Annotated in this window: 20 protein-coding genes; 9 read left to right on the forward strand and 11 right to left on the reverse strand. The window is 74.8% G+C overall.

Annotated features, from left to right (window positions below):
* The first annotated feature begins 55 nt into the window (after window positions 1-55).
* Window positions 56-1279 (forward strand): ROK family protein, encoded by a 1224-nt coding sequence (locus AB0C78_RS37750; protein WP_360757753.1) that lies wholly within the window; start codon window positions 56-58, stop codon window positions 1277-1279.
* A 59-nt stretch (window positions 1280-1338) separates the two neighbouring features.
* Window positions 1339-2133 (forward strand): endonuclease/exonuclease/phosphatase family protein, encoded by a 795-nt coding sequence (locus AB0C78_RS37755; RefSeq protein ID WP_360757756.1) that lies wholly within the window; start codon window positions 1339-1341, stop codon window positions 2131-2133.
* 74 nt (window positions 2134-2207) lie between these two features.
* Here AB0C78_RS37755 and AB0C78_RS37760 read toward each other — a convergent pair whose 3' ends face one another.
* Window positions 2208-2534 carry a helix-turn-helix transcriptional regulator gene (locus tag AB0C78_RS37760; protein WP_151542093.1) on the reverse strand — a complete coding sequence of 109 codons (327 nt, stop codon included), beginning with the start codon at window positions 2532-2534 and terminating at the stop codon, window positions 2208-2210.
* A gap of 147 nt (window positions 2535-2681) precedes the next feature.
* On the opposite strand from AB0C78_RS37760, the gene AB0C78_RS37765 reads away from it, so the two are divergent.
* Window positions 2682-4148 (forward strand): MFS transporter, encoded by a 1467-nt coding sequence (locus AB0C78_RS37765; protein ID WP_360757760.1) that lies wholly within the window; start codon window positions 2682-2684, stop codon window positions 4146-4148.
* Between the two features lie 78 nt (window positions 4149-4226).
* On the opposite strand, the gene AB0C78_RS37770 is transcribed toward AB0C78_RS37765, so the two are convergent.
* Window positions 4227-4976, reverse strand: coding sequence for a dienelactone hydrolase family protein (locus AB0C78_RS37770; protein WP_360757763.1), 750 nt, complete (start codon window positions 4974-4976; stop codon window positions 4227-4229).
* A 174-nt stretch (window positions 4977-5150) separates the two neighbouring features.
* Between AB0C78_RS37770 and AB0C78_RS37775 the strand changes: the two genes are divergently transcribed.
* From AB0C78_RS37775 to AB0C78_RS37790, 4 genes are read left to right on the forward strand one after another with little or no spacing between them, the layout of a single operon-like run.
* Window positions 5151-6047, forward strand: coding sequence for a helix-turn-helix transcriptional regulator (locus tag AB0C78_RS37775; protein ID WP_360757766.1), 897 nt, complete (start codon window positions 5151-5153; stop codon window positions 6045-6047).
* A 19-nt stretch (window positions 6048-6066) separates the two neighbouring features.
* The gene (locus AB0C78_RS37780; RefSeq protein WP_360757804.1) at window positions 6067-7350 is read left to right on the forward strand and encodes a histidine kinase; all 1284 of its coding nucleotides are present in this window, start codon (window positions 6067-6069) and stop codon (window positions 7348-7350) included.
* Window positions 7338-7979, forward strand: a complete 642-nt coding sequence (locus tag AB0C78_RS37785) for a response regulator transcription factor (RefSeq protein ID WP_360757769.1) — start codon at window positions 7338-7340, stop codon at window positions 7977-7979. Before AB0C78_RS37780 ends, AB0C78_RS37785 begins: the two co-directional genes overlap by 13 nt.
* Window positions 7980-7982: 3 nt before the next feature.
* Entirely contained in the window at window positions 7983-8759 is a 777-nt protein-coding gene (locus AB0C78_RS37790) for a DUF4097 family beta strand repeat-containing protein (RefSeq protein ID WP_360757772.1), read from the forward strand.
* 27 nt (window positions 8760-8786) lie between these two features.
* Here the strand turns inward: AB0C78_RS37790 and AB0C78_RS37795 are convergent, their stop codons facing one another.
* The 3 genes from AB0C78_RS37795 to AB0C78_RS37805 form a co-directional block, all read right to left on the reverse strand.
* Window positions 8787-11255 (reverse strand): ABC transporter permease, encoded by a 2469-nt coding sequence (locus AB0C78_RS37795; protein WP_360757775.1) that lies wholly within the window; start codon window positions 11253-11255, stop codon window positions 8787-8789.
* Window positions 11252-11989 (reverse strand): ABC transporter ATP-binding protein, encoded by a 738-nt coding sequence (locus AB0C78_RS37800; RefSeq protein ID WP_360757777.1) that lies wholly within the window; start codon window positions 11987-11989, stop codon window positions 11252-11254. Before AB0C78_RS37800 ends, AB0C78_RS37795 begins: the two co-directional genes overlap by 4 nt.
* A 113-nt stretch (window positions 11990-12102) precedes the next feature.
* Entirely contained in the window at window positions 12103-12933 is an 831-nt protein-coding gene (locus AB0C78_RS37805; protein WP_360757779.1) for a helix-turn-helix transcriptional regulator, read from the reverse strand.
* Between the two features lie 125 nt (window positions 12934-13058).
* On the opposite strand from AB0C78_RS37805, the gene AB0C78_RS37810 reads away from it, so the two are divergent.
* Window positions 13059-13814: an NAD(P)-binding domain-containing protein gene (locus AB0C78_RS37810; RefSeq protein ID WP_360757782.1), complete on the forward strand. Its 756-nt coding sequence runs from the start codon at window positions 13059-13061 to the stop codon at window positions 13812-13814.
* A 48-nt stretch (window positions 13815-13862) separates the two neighbouring features.
* Here AB0C78_RS37810 and AB0C78_RS37815 read toward each other — a convergent pair whose 3' ends face one another.
* From AB0C78_RS37815 to AB0C78_RS37830, 4 genes are all read right to left on the reverse strand, one after another.
* The gene (locus AB0C78_RS37815) at window positions 13863-14564 is read right to left on the reverse strand and encodes a flavin reductase family protein (RefSeq protein WP_360757784.1); all 702 of its coding nucleotides are present in this window, start codon (window positions 14562-14564) and stop codon (window positions 13863-13865) included.
* A gap of 146 nt (window positions 14565-14710) precedes the next feature.
* Complete coding sequence (locus AB0C78_RS37820; protein ID WP_360757787.1) at window positions 14711-15604, reverse strand: NmrA family NAD(P)-binding protein; 894 nt, start codon at window positions 15602-15604, stop codon at window positions 14711-14713.
* A gap of 260 nt (window positions 15605-15864) precedes the next feature.
* Window positions 15865-16338 (reverse strand): MarR family transcriptional regulator, encoded by a 474-nt coding sequence (locus AB0C78_RS37825; protein WP_360757789.1) that lies wholly within the window; start codon window positions 16336-16338, stop codon window positions 15865-15867.
* A 74-nt stretch (window positions 16339-16412) separates the two neighbouring features.
* Window positions 16413-17042, reverse strand: coding sequence for a TetR/AcrR family transcriptional regulator (locus AB0C78_RS37830; RefSeq protein ID WP_360757792.1), 630 nt, complete (start codon window positions 17040-17042; stop codon window positions 16413-16415).
* 56 nt (window positions 17043-17098) lie between these two features.
* Between AB0C78_RS37830 and AB0C78_RS37835 the strand changes: the two genes are divergently transcribed.
* Window positions 17099-18490 carry an MFS transporter gene (locus tag AB0C78_RS37835; protein ID WP_360757794.1) on the forward strand — a complete coding sequence of 464 codons (1392 nt, stop codon included), beginning with the start codon at window positions 17099-17101 and terminating at the stop codon, window positions 18488-18490.
* Between the two features lie 112 nt (window positions 18491-18602).
* On the opposite strand, the gene AB0C78_RS37840 is transcribed toward AB0C78_RS37835, so the two are convergent.
* Complete coding sequence (locus tag AB0C78_RS37840) at window positions 18603-19229, reverse strand: NAD(P)H-dependent oxidoreductase (protein WP_360757797.1); 627 nt, start codon at window positions 19227-19229, stop codon at window positions 18603-18605.
* A gap of 796 nt (window positions 19230-20025) precedes the next feature.
* The coding region (locus AB0C78_RS37845; protein ID WP_360757800.1) for a hypothetical protein at window positions 20026-20220 on the reverse strand (195 nt) is incomplete at its 5' end.

The following is a 20220-nucleotide window of genomic DNA, read 5'->3' on the forward strand; positions in this document are numbered from 1 at the left end:
GCGGCGTTCCCGTCGAATAAACTCGTCCAACGAGCATAATCGAGGGGAGGACGGCATGGCAGGCGCCCGGAACCGGCCGCGGCCCGCTGACACCCGCGGCGGCGAGGCCCGCCGGCAGCCCGCGCGCTGGCGCGGTGCGCTCGCCGTGCTCGAGGAGATGCGCCGCGAGCCGGGCGCGACCCGGGCGGCCGTCGCCCGCCGCCTCGGTCTCGGCACCGGCTCGGCCACCGAGATCACCGCGCGGCTGCGCGACCTCGCCCTCCTCGCCGAGGAGCCCGCCGCCGCGGCGGGCCGGGGCCGTCCGACGACCGTGCTCGCCCCGCACCCGGACGGGCCCGTCGTGATCGCGGTGGACCTCCGGCAGGAGGACTGGCGGTGCGCGGTCGCCGCACTCGACGGGAAGCCCGAGATCGTCGCGACCGGCGTCCATCGCAGCCGCGACCCCGAGCACGTGGTCGGCGCGGTCGCCGGCGCGGTGCGGCGCGTCCACCGGCGCCTTGGAGAACGCGTCCGCGCGGTGTCCGTCGCGGTCGCGGCGACCGTCCAGCGCGGCCGGGTCGTCCAGTCGTCCGTGCTCGGCTGGGACGCGGTGGACCTGGCGGCGCTGGCCGTGGGTCCGGACGTGCCGCTGCTGCTCGGGAACGACGCGACGTTCGCCGGTCTCGCCGAGGCCCGGCACGGCGTCGCCGCCGAAGCGGGGACGGTCCTGCACGTCACCGTGGAGGTGGGCGTCGGCGGCACCCTGGTCGCCGGCGGGCGGCCGGTGGACGGCGCGACGGGCGCCGGCGGGGAGTTCGGCCACCTTCCGTTCGGCGACCCCGGCCTGCGCTGCCCGTGCGGTGCCCGGGGCTGCTGGGAACTGATGGTCGACGGCCGCGCCATAGCCCGCCACCTCGGCGACCCGCCGCCCCGCGACCCCCGCACGTACGCGGAGCACGCCCTCGCCCGCGCCCCGGCCGACCCGGCCGTCCGGACGGCGGTCGGCCGTGCGGCGACCGGGCTGGCCCGCGGTCTCGCCGGGCTGATCAACGCCCTGGACCCCGCTGTCGTCACGTTGGGCGGCCTCGCGGAACCGCTCCGGGCCGCCGCCGAGCCGGAGTTCGACGCCGCGCTCGCCGAGGGCCTCATGCGCTTCCGCCGCGCGGACCCGCCGCCCGTCGTCGCCGCCGCACTCGGCCGCGACGGGGCGCTCCACGGGGCCGTGGTGACCGCGCTCGACCGCTTCCTCACCGAAGAGGGCCTCGCCGCTTGGGCGGCGCTCCGCTCCCCCGCGCGCTGACAGGCGGGCGCGCCCCCGCGACTGGCCTGCGCGACGAGGCGGACCTACATTGGGTGCCCGTGCGGATCATCTCCCTCAACGCCTGGGGCGGGGCGATGTTCGACGACCTCGCCCCCTGGCTCGACGCGTGCGGCGCCGACGTCCTGTGCCTGCAGGAGGTCACCCACACCCCGGCCCTCGGCGGCTGGACGCGCTTCGACGACGCCGACCGGTCGCTGCCCCAGCGGGCGAACCTCCTCGCCGACGTCCGCGGCCTGCTCCCGCGCCACCACGCGCTCTTCACCGCGAGCGACACCGGGCCGGTCCACGACGGCCAGAGGGACCACCGGCAGGACTTCGGCGTGGCCACCTTCGTCGCCGAATCCCTCCCCGTGGTCGGGATGCGGTCGGCGTTCGTGCACGGCGACTACACCGAGCACCGCGATCAGTGGCCGACCGACGGCCGGCCCCGCGCCGCGCTGGGCGTGCGCGTGCACGACCGCCGGGCGCGGCGGTTCGTCACCGTCGTCAACCTGCACGGCCTGCGCGACCCGCGCGGCAAGGCCGACACCCCGGCCCGCCTCGCGCAGGCCGAGCGGCTCGCAGCCCTCGTCGAGGACGCGCGCCGGGACGGCGACATGACCGTGGTGTGCGGCGACTTCAACCTGCTCCCGGACAGCAAGACGTTCCAGATCCTCGGTGACCTCGGGCTGACCGACCTGGTCGGCGACGCCGACACGAGGACGTCCCGCTACCCCAAGCCGCTCCGGCACGCCAGCTACCTGCTGGTCTCGGACCCCGCCGGGGTGAAGCGGTTCGAGGTCGTGGCCGCGCCCGAGGTCTCCGACCACCGCGCTCTGCTGCTCGACCTGTAACGCGCTCCCCCGGGCGCGTGCACCTCGCGCCATCGGCTCGCGGACGAGGCTCGCGGACGAGGCGGGCGGCCGGGTCAGGAGCCGGCTTCGTCGGTGCGGGCGCCGGCGAGGACGGCGTCCAGGAGGCCGGGGTAGCGGGCGTCCAGGTCGTCGCGGCGCAGGGTCAGCAGGTTCTCCCGGCCGGACGGCTCCTGGAAGATGACGCCGCTCTCGCGGAGGACGCGCCAGTGGTGGGTCATCGTCGACTTGGCGGCGATGCCCAGTTCGACCAGCACGCTGCTGCAGTTGTGCTCCCCGCCGGCGTCCAGGACGCGGACGGCGGCCAGCCGCACCGGGTGGCCGAGCGCCGACAGCACCCCGTCGACGCGGATCTGGTCGCGGTCCGGGTGACGGTACCTCATGGTCCGACTGTACCGCGATAGTCGAACAATCGCGGGAATCCCCCTTGCCGGATAGTTCGATCGTACGTAAGTATTCGTACAGTCGTATCCCGGGCGGCCCAGCCGGCCCGCCCGGACCCGTCCGAACCCCGAAGGGTGTCCTCTGGCATGTCCGCTCTCGCACGAAGGCCCGCCGGACGGCGGCTGGGCTGGACCCTCGCCCTGCTGGCGATCGCGCAGCTGATCTACGCGCTGGACCTCAACATCGTGTTCGTCGCGCTCCCCGAGATCGGCGCGGAGCTCGGCTTCCCCGGCCAGACCCAGCAGCTCGTGGTGAGCGCCTACGTCGTGTTCGCCGGCGGGTTCCTGCTGTTCGGCGGGCGCGCCGCCGACCTGCTGGGCCGCCGCCGCGTCTTCGTGTTCGCGCTCGCCCTCTACGCGGTGTCGTCGCTGGCCGGCGGCCTCGCGCCGTCGCCCGCCGCCATCATCGTGGCGCGGGCGGTGCAGGGGATCGGCGGCGCGCTGCTGTTGCCGTCCACGCTGTCGCTGATCAACACGCTGTTCGCCGAGGGTCCGCAGCGCAACCGGGCCCTCGCCGTCTGGGGCGGCGCGGGCGCCAGCGGCCTGACCATCGGCGCGCTGCTCGGCGGCGTGCTCACGGAGAACTTCGGCTGGCCGGCCGTCTTCTACGTCAACGTCCCGCTGGCCGCCCTCGTGGCCGTGGCCGCGCTCGCGGTGATCCCGCCCGACCCGTCCCGCGGGCCGCGGCGGCGCTTCGACCTGCCCGGCTCCCTGACCGTCACCGCGGGCGCGACGCTGCTGGTGTTCGCGCTGGTGGAAGGCCCGGAGGAGGGCTGGGGCAGCCCGCTGGTGATCGGCGCGTTCGTGCTCGCCGCGGTGCTGCTGGCGGCGTTCGCGGCCATCGAGCGGCGCAGCGCCGACCCGCTCATGCCGTTCCGGCTGTTCCGCAACCGCAGCCTGACCATCGGCATGAGCGTCACGTTCATCTACATGGCGACCTTCGGCGTGCTGCCCTACTTCCTGACCGTGCTCATGCAGAGCGTGCACGGCTACAGCGCCTTGCAGACGGGGATGGCGTTCCTCGTCCCCTCGCTGGCGATCGCCACCGGCACGCAGCTCGGCGAGCGGCTGACGACCCGGATCGGCCTGCGCACGACCCTGCTGATCGGCTTCGCGGTCGGCGCCGCCGGCACCGCGGTCATGGTGCTCGGCTTCGACGCCGGCGCCGGTTACGGCCTGCTGGTGCCCGGCCTGGTCGTCTCCGGCGTCGGCCAGGGCATCGTCTGGACGGCGATGTGGATCGCCGCCGCGACCGGCACCGCCGCCCACGAGCAGGGCGTCGCGAACGGCATCGCGTCCACGGCCCTCAACATCGGCAACGCCATCGGCCTCGCGGTGTTCACCGCGCTCGCCGACATCGGCACCGAGGGCAGGACCGGCGAGGCCCTGCGCTCCGCCACCGCCCACGGCGAACTCGTCGTGGTGCTGCTGACCGCGGCCGGGATGGTCGTCGGGCTGCTGGTCAGCCTCGTCCTGCCGCGCGCCGCGACACCGCCGCGGGCTGCCGCCGAAACCCCGGAGACCCCCGACCCCGCGCACGCCACCGCACGCTGACCGCGCCCGTCCCCGTCCGGCCCCTGCTCGTCCCCCGTCCGGCCCCCGTCCGGCGAAACGGACGGGGGCGCGGCTCGTTCAGGCGACGGGGTCCCCGCCGTGGCGCGCGGTGAAGGCGAGGATGCGATGCCATGCGTCGGTGCACGCGTCCTGCCACTGGTCGTAGGAGTCGTCGAAGAACGAGTGCGGGGCGCCCTCGTAGGTGTGGGCCTCGTACTGCTTGCCCGCGCGGTCGAACGTGGCGGTCAGCTCGGCGAACTCCTGCGGCGTCGTGGCCACGTCGTCGCCCGCCAGGAGCATGAGCAGCGGCGCGGACGGCTGGTCCGCGCGGTCGCCGACGAAGCGCGGCGGCCCGTAGAACCCGGCGGCGCCGGACAGGCCGAGCCCGGCGGCGCCCAGCCGCCACGAGTAGCCGCCGCCCAGGCAGAACCCGACGCTGAACAGCGGGCCGGGATGCCAGGCGCGGAGCGCCTCGGCGGCAGCGTCGGCGTCGGTCTCGACATGGTGCGGTTCCAGCAGGCCCATGTGGGCGTAGCCGTCGAACGCGTCGTCCCGGGGCGCGGTGCCGGCGCTGCGCCCGTAGTAGTCCATCACCAGGGTGTGGAAACCGGCCTCGGCGAACCGCTGCGCAAGGCTGGCATAGAACGGGTGGATCCCGCGCACGTCCGGCAGCAACAGCACGTTGAGGCCGTTGGGCGCGTCCGGGGCCGCCCGGTAGGCGCGGAAGCGGTTGCCGTCGGCTGCGCCGATCTCCAGCGGCCCGTGCTCGGCCACCCGTCCGGTGACGACGGGCGCCGCGGGGGGCCGGCTGTCGACGTCGTGGCACATGCTGATCGTCTCCTTGCACTCGGCGAGAGGTCCGGTGAGATGTCCGGTGATAGGTCCGGTGAGCCGCAAGCCTGCCGAGCGCGGAGCCGGGGTCCCAGCCCCGGCCGTTACCGGTACCGGGAGGGCCACCCTCCACCGTCGACCGTCCCGGACGAGGCGGACATACTGGGAACCGTGCAAGATCGGAGCGAGCTCGCCGGGTTCCTGCGGTCCCGCAGGGCCCGGATCACCCCGGAGAGCGCGGGGATCCCCGGCGGGACGCGGCGCCGGGTGGCGGGGCTCCGCCGGGACGAGGTCGCCCGGCTGGCCGGGATCAGCGTCGAGTACTACCAGCGGCTGGAGCAGGGGCGGGCCGGGCGTCCCTCCCCCGAGGTGCTCGACGCCCTCGCCCGCGCGCTCCGCCTCGACGAGGTGGAACGCGACCACCTGCGCACCCTCGCCCAGCCGGGACGGGAACGCTCCCGCACCCCGGCCCCGCGCACCGAGACCGTACGGCCGGAACTGGTGGCGATGCTGAACCTCGTCAGCACACCGGCGATGGTGCTGAACGACCGGTTCGACGTCCTGGTGGCCAACGCGGTGGCCGTCCGCCTGTTCACGCTCGACATCGCGCCCGGCGCCGTCGTCTCGCCCGCGCGGGCGAACCTCGCCAGGCACCTGTTCCTGAACCCGGGCAGCCGCGACTTCTACGTCGACTACGACCAGGCCGCCGCCGTGACCGCCGGGCAGTTGCGGGTGACGCGCGCGCGGTACCCCACCGACACCGCCCTGACCGAACTGATCCGCGAACTCGGCGACGGCAGCGAGACGTTCCGCGCGCTGTGGAGCGCCGGGGACGTCGACATCCGCGCCCACGGGGCGAAGAACCTGCGGCACCCGGCCCTCGGCACCGTCACGTTCGCGTTCGAGCACTTCGTCCCCGTCGACGACGCGCGGCAGCGGCTGGTCGTGCTCGTACCGGTGGCCGGCAGCGCCACCGAGGCCGCCGTCCAGCTGCTGTCGACCTGGGCGAACGCGCAGCCGGCCGCCCCCGCCCCGCGGGCGCCGCGAGCACCGTCGAGCGTCGGATAGCGTGACGCCTGTGATCTTGATGCCGCGCCGGTTCCCGGCGCGCGGGGGGCTCCGGGCGTGGTGCGGATCGCCGTTCCGGGCCGCTCCGTGGCTGGCCACGGCGCAGCTCGCGGCGGGCGGCGCGGTGGCGCTGGCGGGCCTCGCCGCCGTCGCGTTCCCGGTCGCGGTCGGCATCGAGCTCGCGCGATCGGTCGTCGCCCCGGTGCTGGTGCTCGCCGTCATCCTGGCGGTCGTGCGCGTCTGCACCGTGCTGCAGCGCTCCCGCATCACCGTCTTCACCGGCGCCGATCCCGCCGGGGACCGGCCGGGCCCGTCCTGGCGGCGCTGGCCCGTCACCGCCACGGCCTGGCGCCAGGTCGCCTACCACTTCGTGGCCGGGCCGGTCGCGGTCGCCATGGCGGCGCTGGCCGGCGCGGCCTGGAGCGGCGGGCTGCTGCTCGCGACCGCGCCCCTGCACGCCTGGACGCTGCCGCCGGACGGCCCGCTCGGCTGGGATCCGGGCGCGCCCCTCGCCGTCGCCGCGATGACCGTCGCCGGACTGCTCCTCCTCCTGCTCGGTCCCGCGCTGGCCACCGCCCTCGCGCGCGCCGACCTGGCGGTGGCGCGCGCGTTCCTCGGGCCGACCCGGCGGCAGGAGCGCGCCGCGGCGGCCCGCCGGATGTCCGGGCTCGCCGCGAGCCGGGCCGCGGCGGTCGAGGCCGCCGACGCCGAACGCCGCCGGATCGAGCGGGACCTGCACGACGGCGCCCAGCAGCGGCTGGTGTCGCTGGCGATGAACCTCGGCATCGCCCGCGCGATGCTCAAGGACCTGCCCGAACCCGCCCGCGACGTCATCGCCGGCTCCCACGAGGAGGCCAAGCTCGCGCTGACCGAGCTGCGCGACTTCATCCGCGGCCTGCATCCCGCCGTGCTCGACGAGCTGGGGCTCGACGCGGCGCTGTCCGGGCTCGCGGGCCGCACGCCGATCCCCGTGGACGTCCGGGTCGACCTGCCCGAACGGCTCCCCCCGGCGCTGGAGTCGGTCGCCTACTTCGTCGTCTCCGAGGCGCTCACCAACGTGGTCAAGCATTCCGGCGCGTCCGGTGCCGAGGTCGTCCTCGCGCGCCGCGGCGACCGGATCGTGCTGACGGTCGCCGACGACGGCCACGGCGGCGCCGGCACCGCCGGCGGCAGCGGCACCGCCGGCGGCAGCGGCCTGGCCGGGCTGTCCCGGCGGGTCGCGTCGGTCGACGGCACCCTGACCCTGTCCAGTCCGACCGGCGGCCCGACCCGCCTGACCGTGGAACTGCCATGCGCATTGTGATCGCCGAAGACTCGTTCCTGCTGCGCGAGGGCCTGGTCCGGCTGCTGGAGCTCGGCGGCCTGACCGTCGCCGCGGCGGTGGAGGACGCCGACGCGCTGCTCGCGGCCGTCGGGGAGCACGACCCCGACCTGGTCGTCGTGGACGTGCGGATGCCGCCCACCCACACCGACGAGGGCCTGCGCGCCGCGCTGAAACTGCGGGGGCAGGGGCCCCGGCCGAGCGTGCTGGTGCTGTCGCAGTACGTCGAGGAACGGCACGCCGCGCAACTGCTCAGGGGCGACACCAGCGGCTTCGGATACCTGCTGAAGGACCGGGTCGCGGACATGGAGGAGTTCCTGGCCGCGGTGCGCCGCGTCGCCGGGGGCGGGACGGTGATCGACCCGGAGGTGGTGTCGCAGCTGCTCAGCCGCAGCGACGGCCCGCTCGACCGGCTGACGCCCCGCGAGCACGACGTGCTGCGGCTGATGGCGGAGGGCCGGTCCAACGGCGGGATCGCCGAGGAGCTGGTGGTGAGCGAGAGCGCCGTCGCCAAGCACGTCGCGAACATCTTCGCCAAGTTCGAGCTGCCCGGCACGGCGCAGGACCACCGCCGCGTCCTGGCCGTGCTGAAGTTCCTCAGCGGTGCGTGAGCGGTGAAGGCCCTGCGCGCGGCCTGGATCGCGTTCGGCGGAGCCGTCACCGTCGCGCTGCTGGGCGCCGGGACCGCCGGCGGGCGGATGTGGCTGAGCGGTCCGGACGAGCCCGCGCCGCAAACCGTCCGGTACTCGCGCGTCCACGCGGTGACCGAGGTGGTCGTGGAGTTCGACAGCGGTCACGTGCTGGTCGGCGCGGGCGCGAACGGGCGCGTCGACGTCGAGCGGCGGACCCGGGACGGGCGGACCCTCGACCTGAGGGAGACCTGGGACGGGGACCGGCTCCGGCTCGCCGGCGGCTGCCGCGACGGGGACGGCGAGCGGGTCACGCGGTGCGGGGCCGAGGTCGTCCTGCGCGTTCCGGCGGCGGCCGGAGTCGAGGTGCGCGCCGACACCGGCGACGTGACGGTGGCCGGGCTCACCGGCGCGGTGTCGTGGACGTCCGGCAGCGGCGATCTCGACCTGCGGGACGTCGGCGGGCGCGTCCGCGCGACGACCGTCTCGGGCGAGGTGACGGCCATGGCGCTGCGTTCGCCCGCCGTCGACGCGCGGACCGACACCGGAGACGTCCGGCTGGGGTTCGCTGCCGCGCCGGGCCGGGCGGCCGTCACGACCAACACGGGCGACATCGTGGTGACGGTTCCCCAGGGCCGGTACCGGATCGGCGCCGACACCGTCTCCGGCCGGCGGGACGTCACCATCCCGGCGGACGCCGCCTCCCCGTCCGCCCTGGAGGCCCGCAGCAACAGCGGTGACGTGCGGCTGCGGGCCGGCTGACACCTCGCGGTTCATTCGCCGCACGGTTCATTCGCCGCGCGGGGCGGGCCCGCCGACGAGGAGGCGGGTCGCGACGACGGAGGTGCCCACGGCGGTCACCGCGCACAGGGCCGTGACCGCGAGGACCGACGTCCACGGGACGGTCATCGGGAAGCCGCCCACCAGGCTGGTCAGCGCCGCCCGCTGGCCCGCCACGACGGCGGCCGCCGCCGCGCCGGCGAGGACGACCCCGGCGACCGTCGCGACGACGGTCTCGGCGGCCACGAACGTCAGCGTCGTGCGCCGGGTGGCACCCGCCAGGGTGAGGGCCGACAGCTCGCGGCGGCGGTCCGGGGCCGCCATCACCAGGGTGTTCGCGATCGCGAGCAGGGCGAAGGCGAGCGCGATCCCGAACACGTTCCCGGTGGCGAGCCTGGTCTTGCGCTGCTGCTCGGCCTGCTCCGCGTCGAGCAGCGACGCCCGCGTGGACAGCCGCACCGGCTGATCGCGGACCGCCGAACGCAGCGCCGCGGCCACCGCGGAAGCGTCGCCGCCCGCCGCCACCTTCACCTCGATCTGCGTCGGGCGGGCCCCGCCCGTGAAGGCGGCGGGGAGGTAGCCGATCTCACCGGTGACCGTGGTGCGGGTCTGGGCGGCGACGCGCAGCGGCACGGACGTGCCGTCCGGCAGCCCGGCCCGGACCCGGTCGCCGGTGCGGACGCCGAACGCCCGCGCGCTGTCGCGGTCCAGGACCAGGAAGTCGCCGCCGAGCCGTGCCATGGACCCGTCCGCGACCGTGGGACGCCGCGTCGCGGTCAGCGCCCCCGGATCGACGGCGAAGGCCGACAGCGTGCCCAGGTAGCGGTCGCCGTCGCCGCTCAGCCGTACTTCGGCGGGCGTGTAGACGGCGACCGTGGCGCCCTTGACGGCGCGCACCCGGTCGACGACGGCCGGGCCGATCTCGCCGCCGCCCTGGGCGGACAGGATGTAGTCGGCGCTGCTTCCGGCGCGCAGCCCGGCGACGTTGGCCGCGTTCGCCGCGTCCTGCGCCGTGAACAGCGCCGCGCCGAGGCCGACGGCCAGCACGACCGGGGTGGCGACCGCGGCGGTGCGCCGCCCGGCGAACAGCGCGCCCTCGCGGACGACCATCGCGCCCGCGCCGAGCCGGCGCAGCGGCCAGGCCAGCGCGGCCAGGACGGGACGGACCAGCAGCGGGGTCAGCAGCGCGCAGCCGCCCACCAGCAGGACCGGGACGAACAGGTAGTTCTGCATGCTGAGCGCCGAGACCTGGTCGCCGCCGGCGACGGCGGCGCTCTTCTGGACGCCGAGCGCGAGCAGCACGCCGCCGAGGACCAGCCGCACCGGCGTGGCCGCCCGGCGCCGTCCGGCGGCCTCGCGCAGCGCCTCCGCCGGACGGACGCGTCCGGCCCGCCACGACACCACCGCCGTGCCGATCACCGCCGCCAGCAGCCCCAGGAAGAACGAGATCACCAGCGGGACGGGACGGGCGTCCACCTGGAGCCAGGACGGCGCGACCCCGTGGTCCACCATCCAGCCGCGCAGCACCCCGGTCAGCCGGACGCCGGCCGCGCACCCGAGGGCCGAGGCGAGGACGGCCAGCAGGAACGCCTCGGCGAGCACCATGCGGCGCACCTGCCCCGGCGTCGCGCCCACGGTCCGCAGCAGCGCCATCTCCCGGCGCCTCTGCTCGACCACGAAGGCGAACGTGGCGATGACGACGAAGACCACGACGAACGCGACCAGCATCATCGACGTACCGGCCATCCCTTCGGCGTCGCGGAGCTGGTCGCGGCCGCCGTTCTGGTCGCGTTCGGCCAGCAGCCGGTCCTCGCCCGTGAGCACCCGCGCGCCGGTCCCCTGGACGGCGGCGCGCACCGACGCCGTCGGGCCGTATGCGACGACCGCGTTGACCTGCGGCGACAGCCGTGCCGCCTCCGCGTCGGCGAAGAACACGGCGTGCTCGAACCACACCGGGGCGGTGACCCCGGCGACCGTGTACTCGCCGAAGCCGGTGCCGGTCGCGACCCGGACCGTCCCGCCGACCAGTTCCGGGTCCCCGCCGCCGACGACGATCTCGCGGGACGACGCGGGCGCGTGCCCCTTCACCAGCCGGTACGGGGTGAACGCGGCGGTGCTCCAGGGGTGGCCGACCTGGTCGTCCGGGCCGCCGGCGAGCCGGGCGGAGAACGTCCGGTCCGGCACCGTCCGGCCCGTGCCGGACAGGGCCTGGACGGCCTGCCGGGACACCGGCTTCGGCCGGCTCAGCGGGAACTCGCGCGGGTCGCCGTCGTCGTCCTTCAGCGTCAGCGTGACCGGCGCGGTGACGACCGCCGGGGCCTGCGCGTACCGCTGCGGTCCGTGGAACCCGGCGGAGGACACCGCCGCCAGGGTGAGGGCCGTCATCGCGATGATGGCGGTGCCCAGGGTCAGCGCCAGGAAGGCCCCGGCGTAGCTCGCCGCGCGGCTGCGCAGCGTGGCCAGCGCGATCCGGATCATCGCTCCCCCTCGAGCTTCGTGATCCGCGCGGCGACCAGGTCCGGCGTCGGGGCCTCCAGGCTCCCGGCGATCCGGCCGTCGGCGAGGAACAGCACCTCGTCGGCGAACGACGCCGCGACGGGGTCGTGGGTGACCATCACGATCGTCTGCCCTTCGCGGTCCACCAGCTCCCGGAGCAGCGTCATCACCTCCCGCGAGGAGCGGGAGTCCAGCGCGCCGGTGGGCTCGTCGGCGAACAGCACCTGGGGGCGCGTCACCAGCGCGCGGGCGATCGCGACCCGCTGCTGCTGGCCGCCCGACATCTCACCGGGCCGGTGCCGCCGCCGCTCCGCCAGGCCCAGCCGGTCCAGCGCGGCGTCCACGTCGCGGCGCTTCGGACGCCTGCCCGCCAGCATCAGCGGCAGCGCGACGTTCTGCCGGGCCGTCAGCGACGGCACGAGGTTGAACGCCTGGAAGACGAACCCGATGCGGTCACGGCGCAGTTTCGTCAGCGCGCTTTCGCTGAGCCGGTTCAGCGCGGTCCCGGCCAGCTCCACCTCACCGGCGTCGACACGGTCGATCCCGGCGGCGCACTGGAGGAGGGTGGACTTCCCCGACCCCGAAGGGCCCATGACGGCGGTGAACCGCCCGGCCGGGAACGCGACCGAGACGCCGTCGAGCGCGGCCACCCGGTTGTCGCGGCGGCCGTAGGTCTTGCTGACCTGGCTGATCCGCACCATGACGTCGGTGTTCATGATCTCGACGGTAGGTTCCGGGACCCTGCCGGGACCATGACGCGCGGACCCGATTCGACCCTGTATCCAGCACCAGGCCGCCTCTGGTCCGGGCACCAGACGGCGGCGCCGTCCTACCGGTTCGCGAGCTCGCGCAGGGCCCGTTCGGACGGTGAATCCGGCTCCGCGGCGAACAGGTCCAGGCCGACGCAGGACGGCTCGTCCGGGAGGGCGACGCGCTCGCCGTGCAGGGTGAGGCGGCCCACGACCGGGTGGTGCAGCCGGTACGAGCGGGACCGGACCTGGGCCACCGAGTGCTCCGCCCACATCCGGGCGAAGTCGGGGCTCAGCTCGCGCATGCCGTCGACGTGCGCGGTCAGGGCGGGGTCCCCGCGGAACCGCCCGAGCAGGACGCGCAGGTGCGCCACGTGCTCGCGCGCCGTCCGCTCCCAGTCGGCCTCGTGCAGCTCGCGCAGGTAGGGCTCGGCGAACAGCAGGTGGGTGAGGGTGCGGCGGGGCGCCGGCAGCGCGGCGAAGTCGCCGAACACCGCGGCGGCGAGCCGGTTCCAGCCGACGATCTGGGTGTGCCGGCCGATCGCCAGGGCGGGCGTCATCTCGAACGACCGCAGCAGGTGGCGCAGGCCCGGGGGCACCTCCGGCCCGCCCTCGGGCACGGCGCACGGCCGCGGGCGCCGGGCGATCCGGTGCAGGTAGCTCCGCTCGTCGGCGTCCAGGCGCAGCGCCGCGCCGACGGCGTCGAGGATCTCGTCCGAGACGCTGCCGGCCCTGCCCTGTTCGAGCCGGGTGTAGTGGGCGACGCTCACCCCGGCGAGCCGGGCCAGCTCCTCGCGCCGCAGGCCCGCGACCCGGCGCGCGCCCCCGTAGTCGCGCAGCCCGACGTCCTCGGGACGCAGCCGGGCCCGGCGCGATCGGAGGAACCCGCTCAGTTCCGCGCGGTCGTCCACGCGATCACTCTACGCGCGGCGCGGCGGGTGATCACGCCGTGCGTAGGCACGCGGTGGTGCTGGCCGGGCGGCCGTGCCCGCTCCACGCTGGCCGGTGAGCGATTCCCGACGAAATGGAGACAGCCGTGCCCCGAACGCTCGGACTCATCGGCAGCGGAATGATCGGCTCGGCCGTGGCCCGCCTGGCCGTCGCCGCGGGACTGGAGGTCGTCCTCAGCAACTCGCGCGGCCCCGAGACCCTCGCCGGCCTCGTCGCCGACCTCGGCGGCCGGGCCCGCGCCGCCGCGCCGGCGGAGGCGGCGCGCGCCGCGGACCTGGTGGTGGCGGCCGTCCCCTTCAGCGCCTACGACCGCCTCCCCGCCGAGGCCCTGGCGGGCAAGACGGTCCTGGACACCGCGAACTACTACCCCGAACGGGACGGCCACCTGCCCGAACTCGACGCGGGCGAGCTGACGTCCAGCGCCCTGCTGCAGCGCCACCTCGCGGGCGCGCGGGTGGTCAAGGCGTTCAACACCATCACCCCGCACCAGATCGTCTCCCTCGCGCGGCCCGCTGGCGCCGCGGACCGGAGCGCCCTGCCCGTCGCCGGCGACGACGCCGGGGCGAAGGCGGAGGCCACCCGGCTGCTGGACGTCCTCGGTTTCGACGCGGTCGACATCGGCGCGCTCGCCGACAGCTGGCGCAGCGAACCGGACACGCCGGTGTACGTCCGTCCCTATCTCGGCGAGGTGCCCGCCATGAGCGTCGAGGAGTTCCTGCGCTGGACGTTCGAGACGCCCGGCGTCGCCGTCCCCGCGGCGGACGTGCGGAAGCTCGTCGAGATCGCGGTCCGCCGGCCCGCGGGCGAGGCCAGGCTCCCCAACGACGACCTCGCGGGCTAGCCGGGTCAGGCGGCGGGCGCGGAGTCCACCGGGCGGCGGTCCCCCGGCTCAGCCGGCCGCCGTCCGGAGGTCGTGCGGCATGTTCCAGCCTTCCGCGAGCCGGGACGGGTGGACGTTCCCGCCCCCGCCGAAGAACTCGCAGAACTTCATGATCAGCGGGTCCCAGCCGAGCGGGTCCACGTGGCTCGTCCCCGGGATGACCAGGTCCTCCTCGACGTGGGCGCGCAGGACCTCGACCTGGAAGGCGGTGGCCTGCGGGGAGGGCCGGCCGACGGGGTGCGCCGAGACGACCCGGCACTCCAGCTGGATCGGGCACTCCGCGACCCGCGGCGCCCGGACCAGGTCCGACGCCTGCTCGGTCAGCCCGGCGGCCGCGAACTTGTCCGGCTCGTACCGGTAGCCCTGCGCGGCCTTGTGGTCCGGCACGTCCGGCCGCCCGGTGGTGAGCGCGAGCCGGTCGACGGCGTCCACCAGCGCCGACGACGGCAGGTTGAGCACGCAGTCGCCGTCCCGCAGCAGGTTCGCCGTGGTCCGGGCGCTGTTGCCGAGGCCCAGCATGCACGACTGGTTCAGCCACCACGCGGACGACATCGGCGCGAGGTTCGCCGTGCCGTCCGCGTTCACCGAGCTGATCAGCACCACCGGAGTTCCGAAGTACAGCACCTTGAGTCCGGGGACGACGTGCATGCACAGCGCCTTTCGCAGAGAGCCGAGGAGGGGGCGGCCCGCGACCTGAGGGCGAGCCTTCACCGACTCTCCCGCGAGCCAGGCGGGCTCCGCTGGCGGGAATGCGACGTCAGGTTCCGGTCGGGCGGGGCCCGGTCCGGCGGGCCCCGGGACGCGCCCGCGCCGGCGGCCGCCCCCTCGGAACGCGGCCGCCGGCACGGGCGACGGGATCAGCGCGAGGCGCGCACGAAGTCCGCCACCGGCGTGGGCGTGACCTGCGGGTACCTGGCGTTGTCCAAGGTGTCGAACTTGGCCTTCCCGCTCGCCATGCACCACTGGTACTGGAGCGCCACGTAGTCGAACGGGTTCTCGGTGAGCCCGGCCTGCCGCTCGATCTCGGCGCGCAGCTCGTCGGCGGTGCCGAGGGTGCGCAGCTCCAGCCGCCGGCCGGAACCCCGCTGGACCGCCTCGCGGAACCCGCGGAACGAGACGACCTCCCCCGCGAACCGGAGCGTGCCGGTGGCGGCGGGATCGAGCGCGACGGCGGCGGTGTAGGCGGCCGTGTCGTCCACCGACGTCAGGTCGAGCGGCTGGTCGGGGTCGCCCCAGTGCGACAGCGTGCCGCGCTCCCAGTCCACGATCCCCATGAAACCGAGCATGACCTCGTAGAACGCCCCGTTGAGCACGGAGGCCACGGCGATGCCGGCGTCGCCGTACGCGGCGGCGGCCCGGCGGCGCCAGTCGATCATGAAGTTGTCGCCGTCCTCCAGCTTGGTCACGTCGACGGCGAAGTCGGACGGAATGAAGCGTCCCGCGCCCGCCTTCTCGGCGGCGCGCACGAGGTTGACCTGGCCGTCCACGATCACTTCGGGGCCGCCCTGCACGGCCGAGACCACCGTCGTGGCGTCCCCGACCGCGTCGGCCAGCGCCGCCACCGGGCCGGTGATGTCGCCCTCGACCACCTCCAGGCCGCGGGCCTGGAGCGCATCGATCGCCGCCTTCTTCTCGCCGTCCACGCCTGGCCGCACCAGGGCCCGGACGGACGCGCCCTGGTCGAGGAGGGCGCTGACGATCCGTCCGCCCAGCAGCCCGGTCGCTCCGGCCACGAAGATCTTCTCTGACATGCCGTTTCTCCTAGATGGGGATTGATCGAAACCTGTTTCCAGGCGTTCAAGGGATGAGCAGGGGATGCGGGCCAGAGCCCACGACCGTTCGGGCTCGGACGGGCAGGAGGAACCCACCCGTGACCGGGCACGGGTCATCGCAGGCCGGCAGCGCGCGGCGCGAGGAGGACAGGGCGCGGCGCGGAGAGGGCAGGGCGCGGCGCGAGGAGGGCAGGGAGGCAGGGCGCGCTGACGGCGGTCAGCGCGCGATCAGGGATCCGCTACGAGTTCTTCTTGATGGCTTCCGCGAACGCACCGAGCCCTTCGGCCAAGTGCTCGATGTCGGCCGGTTCCCAGTCGGACATGAGCGCGGCGACGGCCTCCGCGCGCGCTTTCCAGAGTTCGCGGATGGCGAGCCTGCCCTCCCGGGTGACGCTCACCAGCTGCGCCCTGGCGTCGGCCGGGTCGGGCCGCCGCTCGATGAACCCGCGCGTCTCCAGGCGCTTGGCGGGCGGCGAGAGCGTGGACTTGTCCACCTCCATCAGCCCGGCCAGCACCGACAGCCGCACCGGCCCGTGCAGCGAGACCTGCGCGAGCAGGGTGTAGTCCCCCAGCGACATCTCGAGCCCCGAGGCCGCCATGATCCGCCGCCGGGTGGCCGGGGCGAACATCCAGTTGCCGACCGTCGCGAGCGCCGCCGCCACGCGGTCGGCGGACTTCCGCCGGTCGTCCCGGCCCGGGCCGTCTCCCGTCACCGCCGCACCCCCGTTAGTTGGTTTGACTCAACCAACCATAATCGCTCGCCCAGTGCCCTGCAAGGGGGCCTGTGTCATCCGGCCGGGTGGCAGCCGCGCCACTGGTCGGTGGCGACACCGGACAGGATCACGCCCACGACGTCCGCCGCGAGCTCGGGCGTGACGGGCAGGTGCCCGAAGAGCACCCGGTAGTAGGTCGTCGAGGCGAGCATGTCCAGCAGGAGATCGACGTCGATGCCGGGCCGCAGGTCGCCCCGCTCGATGCCGCGGCGGAGGGCAGCGGCGGTGGTCGCCCGGCGCGGGTGGAAGAAGAGCTCGAAGAAGTGCCGCTCGAGGGCGGGGTCGCCCGCGAGGTCGGCGACGAGCGCGGGCAGCGCCCTGCGGCCGAGCGCGGTGGTGAACGCGTCGCTGAGCGTGCTGATCCCGGCGATGAGATCGCAATGGGTGCAGCCGGTGTCCGGGGTGGGCGCGGTGCCGATGGTGGTGGCCAGCGCGTCGATGACGAGGTGCTGGCGGGAGCGCCAGCGGCGGCGGATGGCGGGCTTCGTGGTCCCGGCGCGCGCCGCCGCCGCCTCCATCGTCAGGCCGCTGTAGCCGGCCTCGTTGAGGATCTCGACGACCGCCCGCCGGACCGCCTCGTCGATGCGGGCGTCGCGCGGGCGCCCGCCGGCGGACGGGGTCGGGCGGCTTGTCGACTCGGCCATGAGGGCAGTATAAGGGTTATGTTCCGTTCCGGAACGAAACGTAACTGGAGGCTGCCATGATCCCCCACGACGGCGTCTTCGGCGACGCCCATCGGGCGCTGACGCTGGGCGTCCTGCTGTCGGTCGGCCTCGTCGCCCTGGAATCCCTCGGCGTGGCGACCGTCCTGCCCGGCATCGCCGAGGACCTCGACGGCCTCGGCGCCTACGGCTGGGGCCTGTCGGCCCTCATGCTGGCCAACGTCATCGGCACCGTCGTCGCCGGGAGGGCCGCCGACCGTCGCGGTCCGCTGCGTCCGATGGCCTGGGGCATGGCGGTGCTCGCGGCCGGCTGCGCGGTCGCCGGAGCCGCGCCCACGTGGCCGCTGTTCCTGGTCGGCCGCTTCTGCCAGGGGCTCGGCGTGGGCGCGGTGATGGCCATGGCCTACACGGTGATCGGGCTGGCCTACCCCGAGCACCTGCGGGCCCGGATGTACGCCCTGCTGTCGTCGGCCTGGACCATCCCGTCGCTGGTCGGCCCCGCCACCACCGGCACCCTCGCCGAACACGCCACCTGGCGGTCGGTGTTCCTGCTCATCCTGCCGATCGTCGCCGTCGCCGCGGCCCTCACCCTGCCTCCGTTGCGCGCACTGCGACGGTCCGGCGGCACCGAGGCCCCGCGAACCGCGCTGCCCTGGTGGAGGCGCCCGCTCGGCAGCGCCGTGCTACTCACCGCCGGAACCGGCGTCCTGCTGCAGGCACTGCTGCTGACCGACGTGGCGGCCCTGGTCATCCTGGCCGCCGTCGGCGTCCTCGTCACGGTTCCCGCGCTGCGCTGGGCGACGCCCCCGGGCACGCTGAGCGCCCGCCGCGGCCTCGGGGCCGGCGTCGCCGTCCGCGCCCTGCTGTGCGGGGCCTACTTCGGCACCGAGGCGTTCCTTCCGCTCGGCCTCCAGGAGCTGCGGGGCATGAGCGCCACCGCGTCGGGCCTCGGACTGTCGGCCGGGGCGATCACCTGGGTGGCCGGTTCGGCACTCCAGGCCAGGAGGGACGCCGGCGGCACCCCGCGCGCCGCCGCCACCGCGGCCGGCCTCGCCGTCCTCGCCGCCGGGGTCGCGCTGATCGCGGTGACGACCCTGACCGGCGCGCTCCCCGCATGGACGGCCCTGCTCGGATGGTCAATCGGCGGGTTCGGCATGGGCGTCGCGTTCAACGCCTCCACCACCCAGACGCTGCGGCACGTCCCCGCCGGACGGCAGGGCGAGGCGAGCGGCGCGCTCCAGCTCGCCCAGACCTTCGCCACGGCCGTGGTCGCCGGGCTGGGCGGGGCGGCCATCGCCTTCGGCGAGGACCACGACTCCTCGATGCGGACCACGCTGCTGGGCGTCTTCGTCCTGACCGGGCTGCTCGCCGCAGGCGGCATGCTCCTCGCCCGCCGCCTGCGCCCGGAAGCCGCCGGACATCCGGCCTGACTCCCGGGCGCCGCGCCCGAGTCCGCCGGACGGTCCGGCGGGCCCGAGCGGCGGGCCCGGGCGGCGGACCCGGGCGGCGGACCCGGGCGGCGGACCCGGGCGGTGGATTCCGTCAGAAACGCTTGCCTTCCTCGCGGGCGCGGGCGTGGGCTTCGCGGCGTCCCGTCTCGGCGTTGGCGGTGGCGAGGTTGGGACGGAACTGCACGGTGGTGATGTCCTCGACCCCGGCCCAGCGCAGCCAGCCCTCGAAGAAGGCGCTCTGGAAGTCGGCGCCGAAGGCCGGCCCGCGGCCGTCCCCGTAGACGGCGCTGGTGTACACGACGACCGCCTTCTTGCCCTGCAGGAGACCGGTGTAGCCGCGTTCGGCGTCGAAGCCGAACACCCAGCCCGGCTGGGAGACCACGTCGATGAACTGCTTGAGGATGTACGGCACGCCCGAGTTCCACATGGGGACGCTGAACAGGTAGCGGTCGTAGGAGTCGAAGCGCTCGAAGACCGCGCGGGCGGCGGCCCAGGCGCGCTCCTGGGCGCCGGACGGGTCGGCGCCCCCGAAGACGGTCATCTTGGCTCCGGCTCCGGCGGGGCCGAACTCCGGGAGCGTGCCGTCCCAGAGGTCGTGGTGGTCGACGGTGTCGCCGGGGTGGGTCTCGCGGTAGGCGTCGAGGAACGCGGCGGCGAGCGCCAGCGACTCCGACGCCTCCCCGCGCGGCGAGGCGGAAACGTGCAGCAGACGGCTCATATCCCGATCCCTTCACTAACCGGACTACAGTCCGGATCTCCTCGGAGATTAGCGGACCGCAGTCCACTTAGCAAGCCGGGCGGCCCGGCCCTCGCGCGGTCCCGACACGCGGCGCCCTCAGCACCTCCGCGGCCGGCCGTCCTCGCCGACCCTCGGAGAGGTGTCCGGAAAGGCGGTTTCGGTCGAGGTGGGCCCAGGGCTGGGCCTTGCGGGCGAATCGGCAGGGCGAACGTGGCCTGACCGGCGTCCCGCTCGGAATGGCGGCGCCGCCGGAGCCCACTTGCGCGGGCGGCTTTCACAGGTGTTTATTTCCTTACTGGAGACCGGACGGCTCTTCAGGTTCGCTGTTAAATCCCAAAACGGTGCGGCAGCTTTTTCGGGAGTTCGCGGAGTTGATCAGTGCGAGGCGCACTGTCAGGTGGCTGCGCGTCGTGTCGCCGGCGAGCGGCGGCCCGGTCCGGTCGTCGACTCGATGGGCAACCTCACCGGTCACAGGAACAACTCCAGCCTCGCTCGACTCGCGGTTGCGAAAGTTCACTCACCCGGCACCTGCGACGGCGGCCATTCGAAGCGAGCGGCCGTGACCAGCGAAAAGAGAACCCGGCGACAACTATTGCCATACGCCCGAGAACGAATTTGTGACGTTCTGGGGCAGCGAGAGGGACTCCGAACTGTCAGTTCCTGATAACTCGAAGTCGCTCGCACCATGTGATCAACGGCGGGCCGAACAAGCGCTAGGCAGCGGGCCCGGAGGCCCTCCGGCGCGGTTCATATGATGCGAGTTTTTCCCTGTCCGCTATCGGTCATAAACCCGAAATGGGGGATTTGGGGCTTGCTGCCCCGCGAACGGCCTGTCTACGTTGACGTAGTCGAAGATTATCGGCGGCTTCGGGGGCTTAACCTCGATCTTTCGTGTCCTGTTCCGGCGGGGCGTCGGGGAGTCCACCGACGTGGTGTCGAAGGAGATGTACACCTTCGAGGACCGGGGCGG

This window comes from Actinomadura sp. NPDC048394 (assembly GCF_040651755.1).
In the GTDB taxonomy this organism is placed as follows: domain Bacteria; phylum Actinomycetota; class Actinomycetes; order Streptosporangiales; family Streptosporangiaceae; genus Spirillospora; species Spirillospora montaniterrae.

Bases quoted from the DNA above. Each gene is read 5' to 3' on its own strand.
- AB0C78_RS37820 (WP_360757787.1), bottom strand. From the start codon at position 15,604: ATGTCAGAGAAGATCTTCGTGGCCGGAGCGACCGGGCTGCTGGGCGGA.
- AB0C78_RS37795 (WP_360757775.1), bottom strand. From the start codon at position 11,255: ATGATCCGGATCGCGCTGGCCACGCTGCGCAGCCGCGCGGCGAGCTAC.
- AB0C78_RS37800 (WP_360757777.1), bottom strand. From the start codon at position 11,989: ATGAACACCGACGTCATGGTGCGGATCAGCCAGGTCAGCAAGACCTAC.
- AB0C78_RS37840 (WP_360757797.1), bottom strand. From the start codon at position 19,229: ATGAGCCGTCTGCTGCACGTTTCCGCCTCGCCGCGCGGGGAGGCGTCG.
- AB0C78_RS37750 (WP_360757753.1), top strand. From the start codon at position 56: ATGGCAGGCGCCCGGAACCGGCCGCGGCCCGCTGACACCCGCGGCGGC.
- AB0C78_RS37765 (WP_360757760.1), top strand. From the start codon at position 2,682: ATGTCCGCTCTCGCACGAAGGCCCGCCGGACGGCGGCTGGGCTGGACC.
- AB0C78_RS37835 (WP_360757794.1), top strand. From the start codon at position 17,099: ATGATCCCCCACGACGGCGTCTTCGGCGACGCCCATCGGGCGCTGACG.
- AB0C78_RS37830 (WP_360757792.1), bottom strand. From the start codon at position 17,042: ATGGCCGAGTCGACAAGCCGCCCGACCCCGTCCGCCGGCGGGCGCCCG.
- AB0C78_RS37780 (WP_360757804.1), top strand. From the start codon at position 6,067: ATGCCGCGCCGGTTCCCGGCGCGCGGGGGGCTCCGGGCGTGGTGCGGA.
- AB0C78_RS37760 (WP_151542093.1), bottom strand. From the start codon at position 2,534: ATGAGGTACCGTCACCCGGACCGCGACCAGATCCGCGTCGACGGGGTG.
- AB0C78_RS37785 (WP_360757769.1), top strand. From the start codon at position 7,338: ATGCGCATTGTGATCGCCGAAGACTCGTTCCTGCTGCGCGAGGGCCTG.
- AB0C78_RS37770 (WP_360757763.1), bottom strand. From the start codon at position 4,976: ATGTGCCACGACGTCGACAGCCGGCCCCCCGCGGCGCCCGTCGTCACC.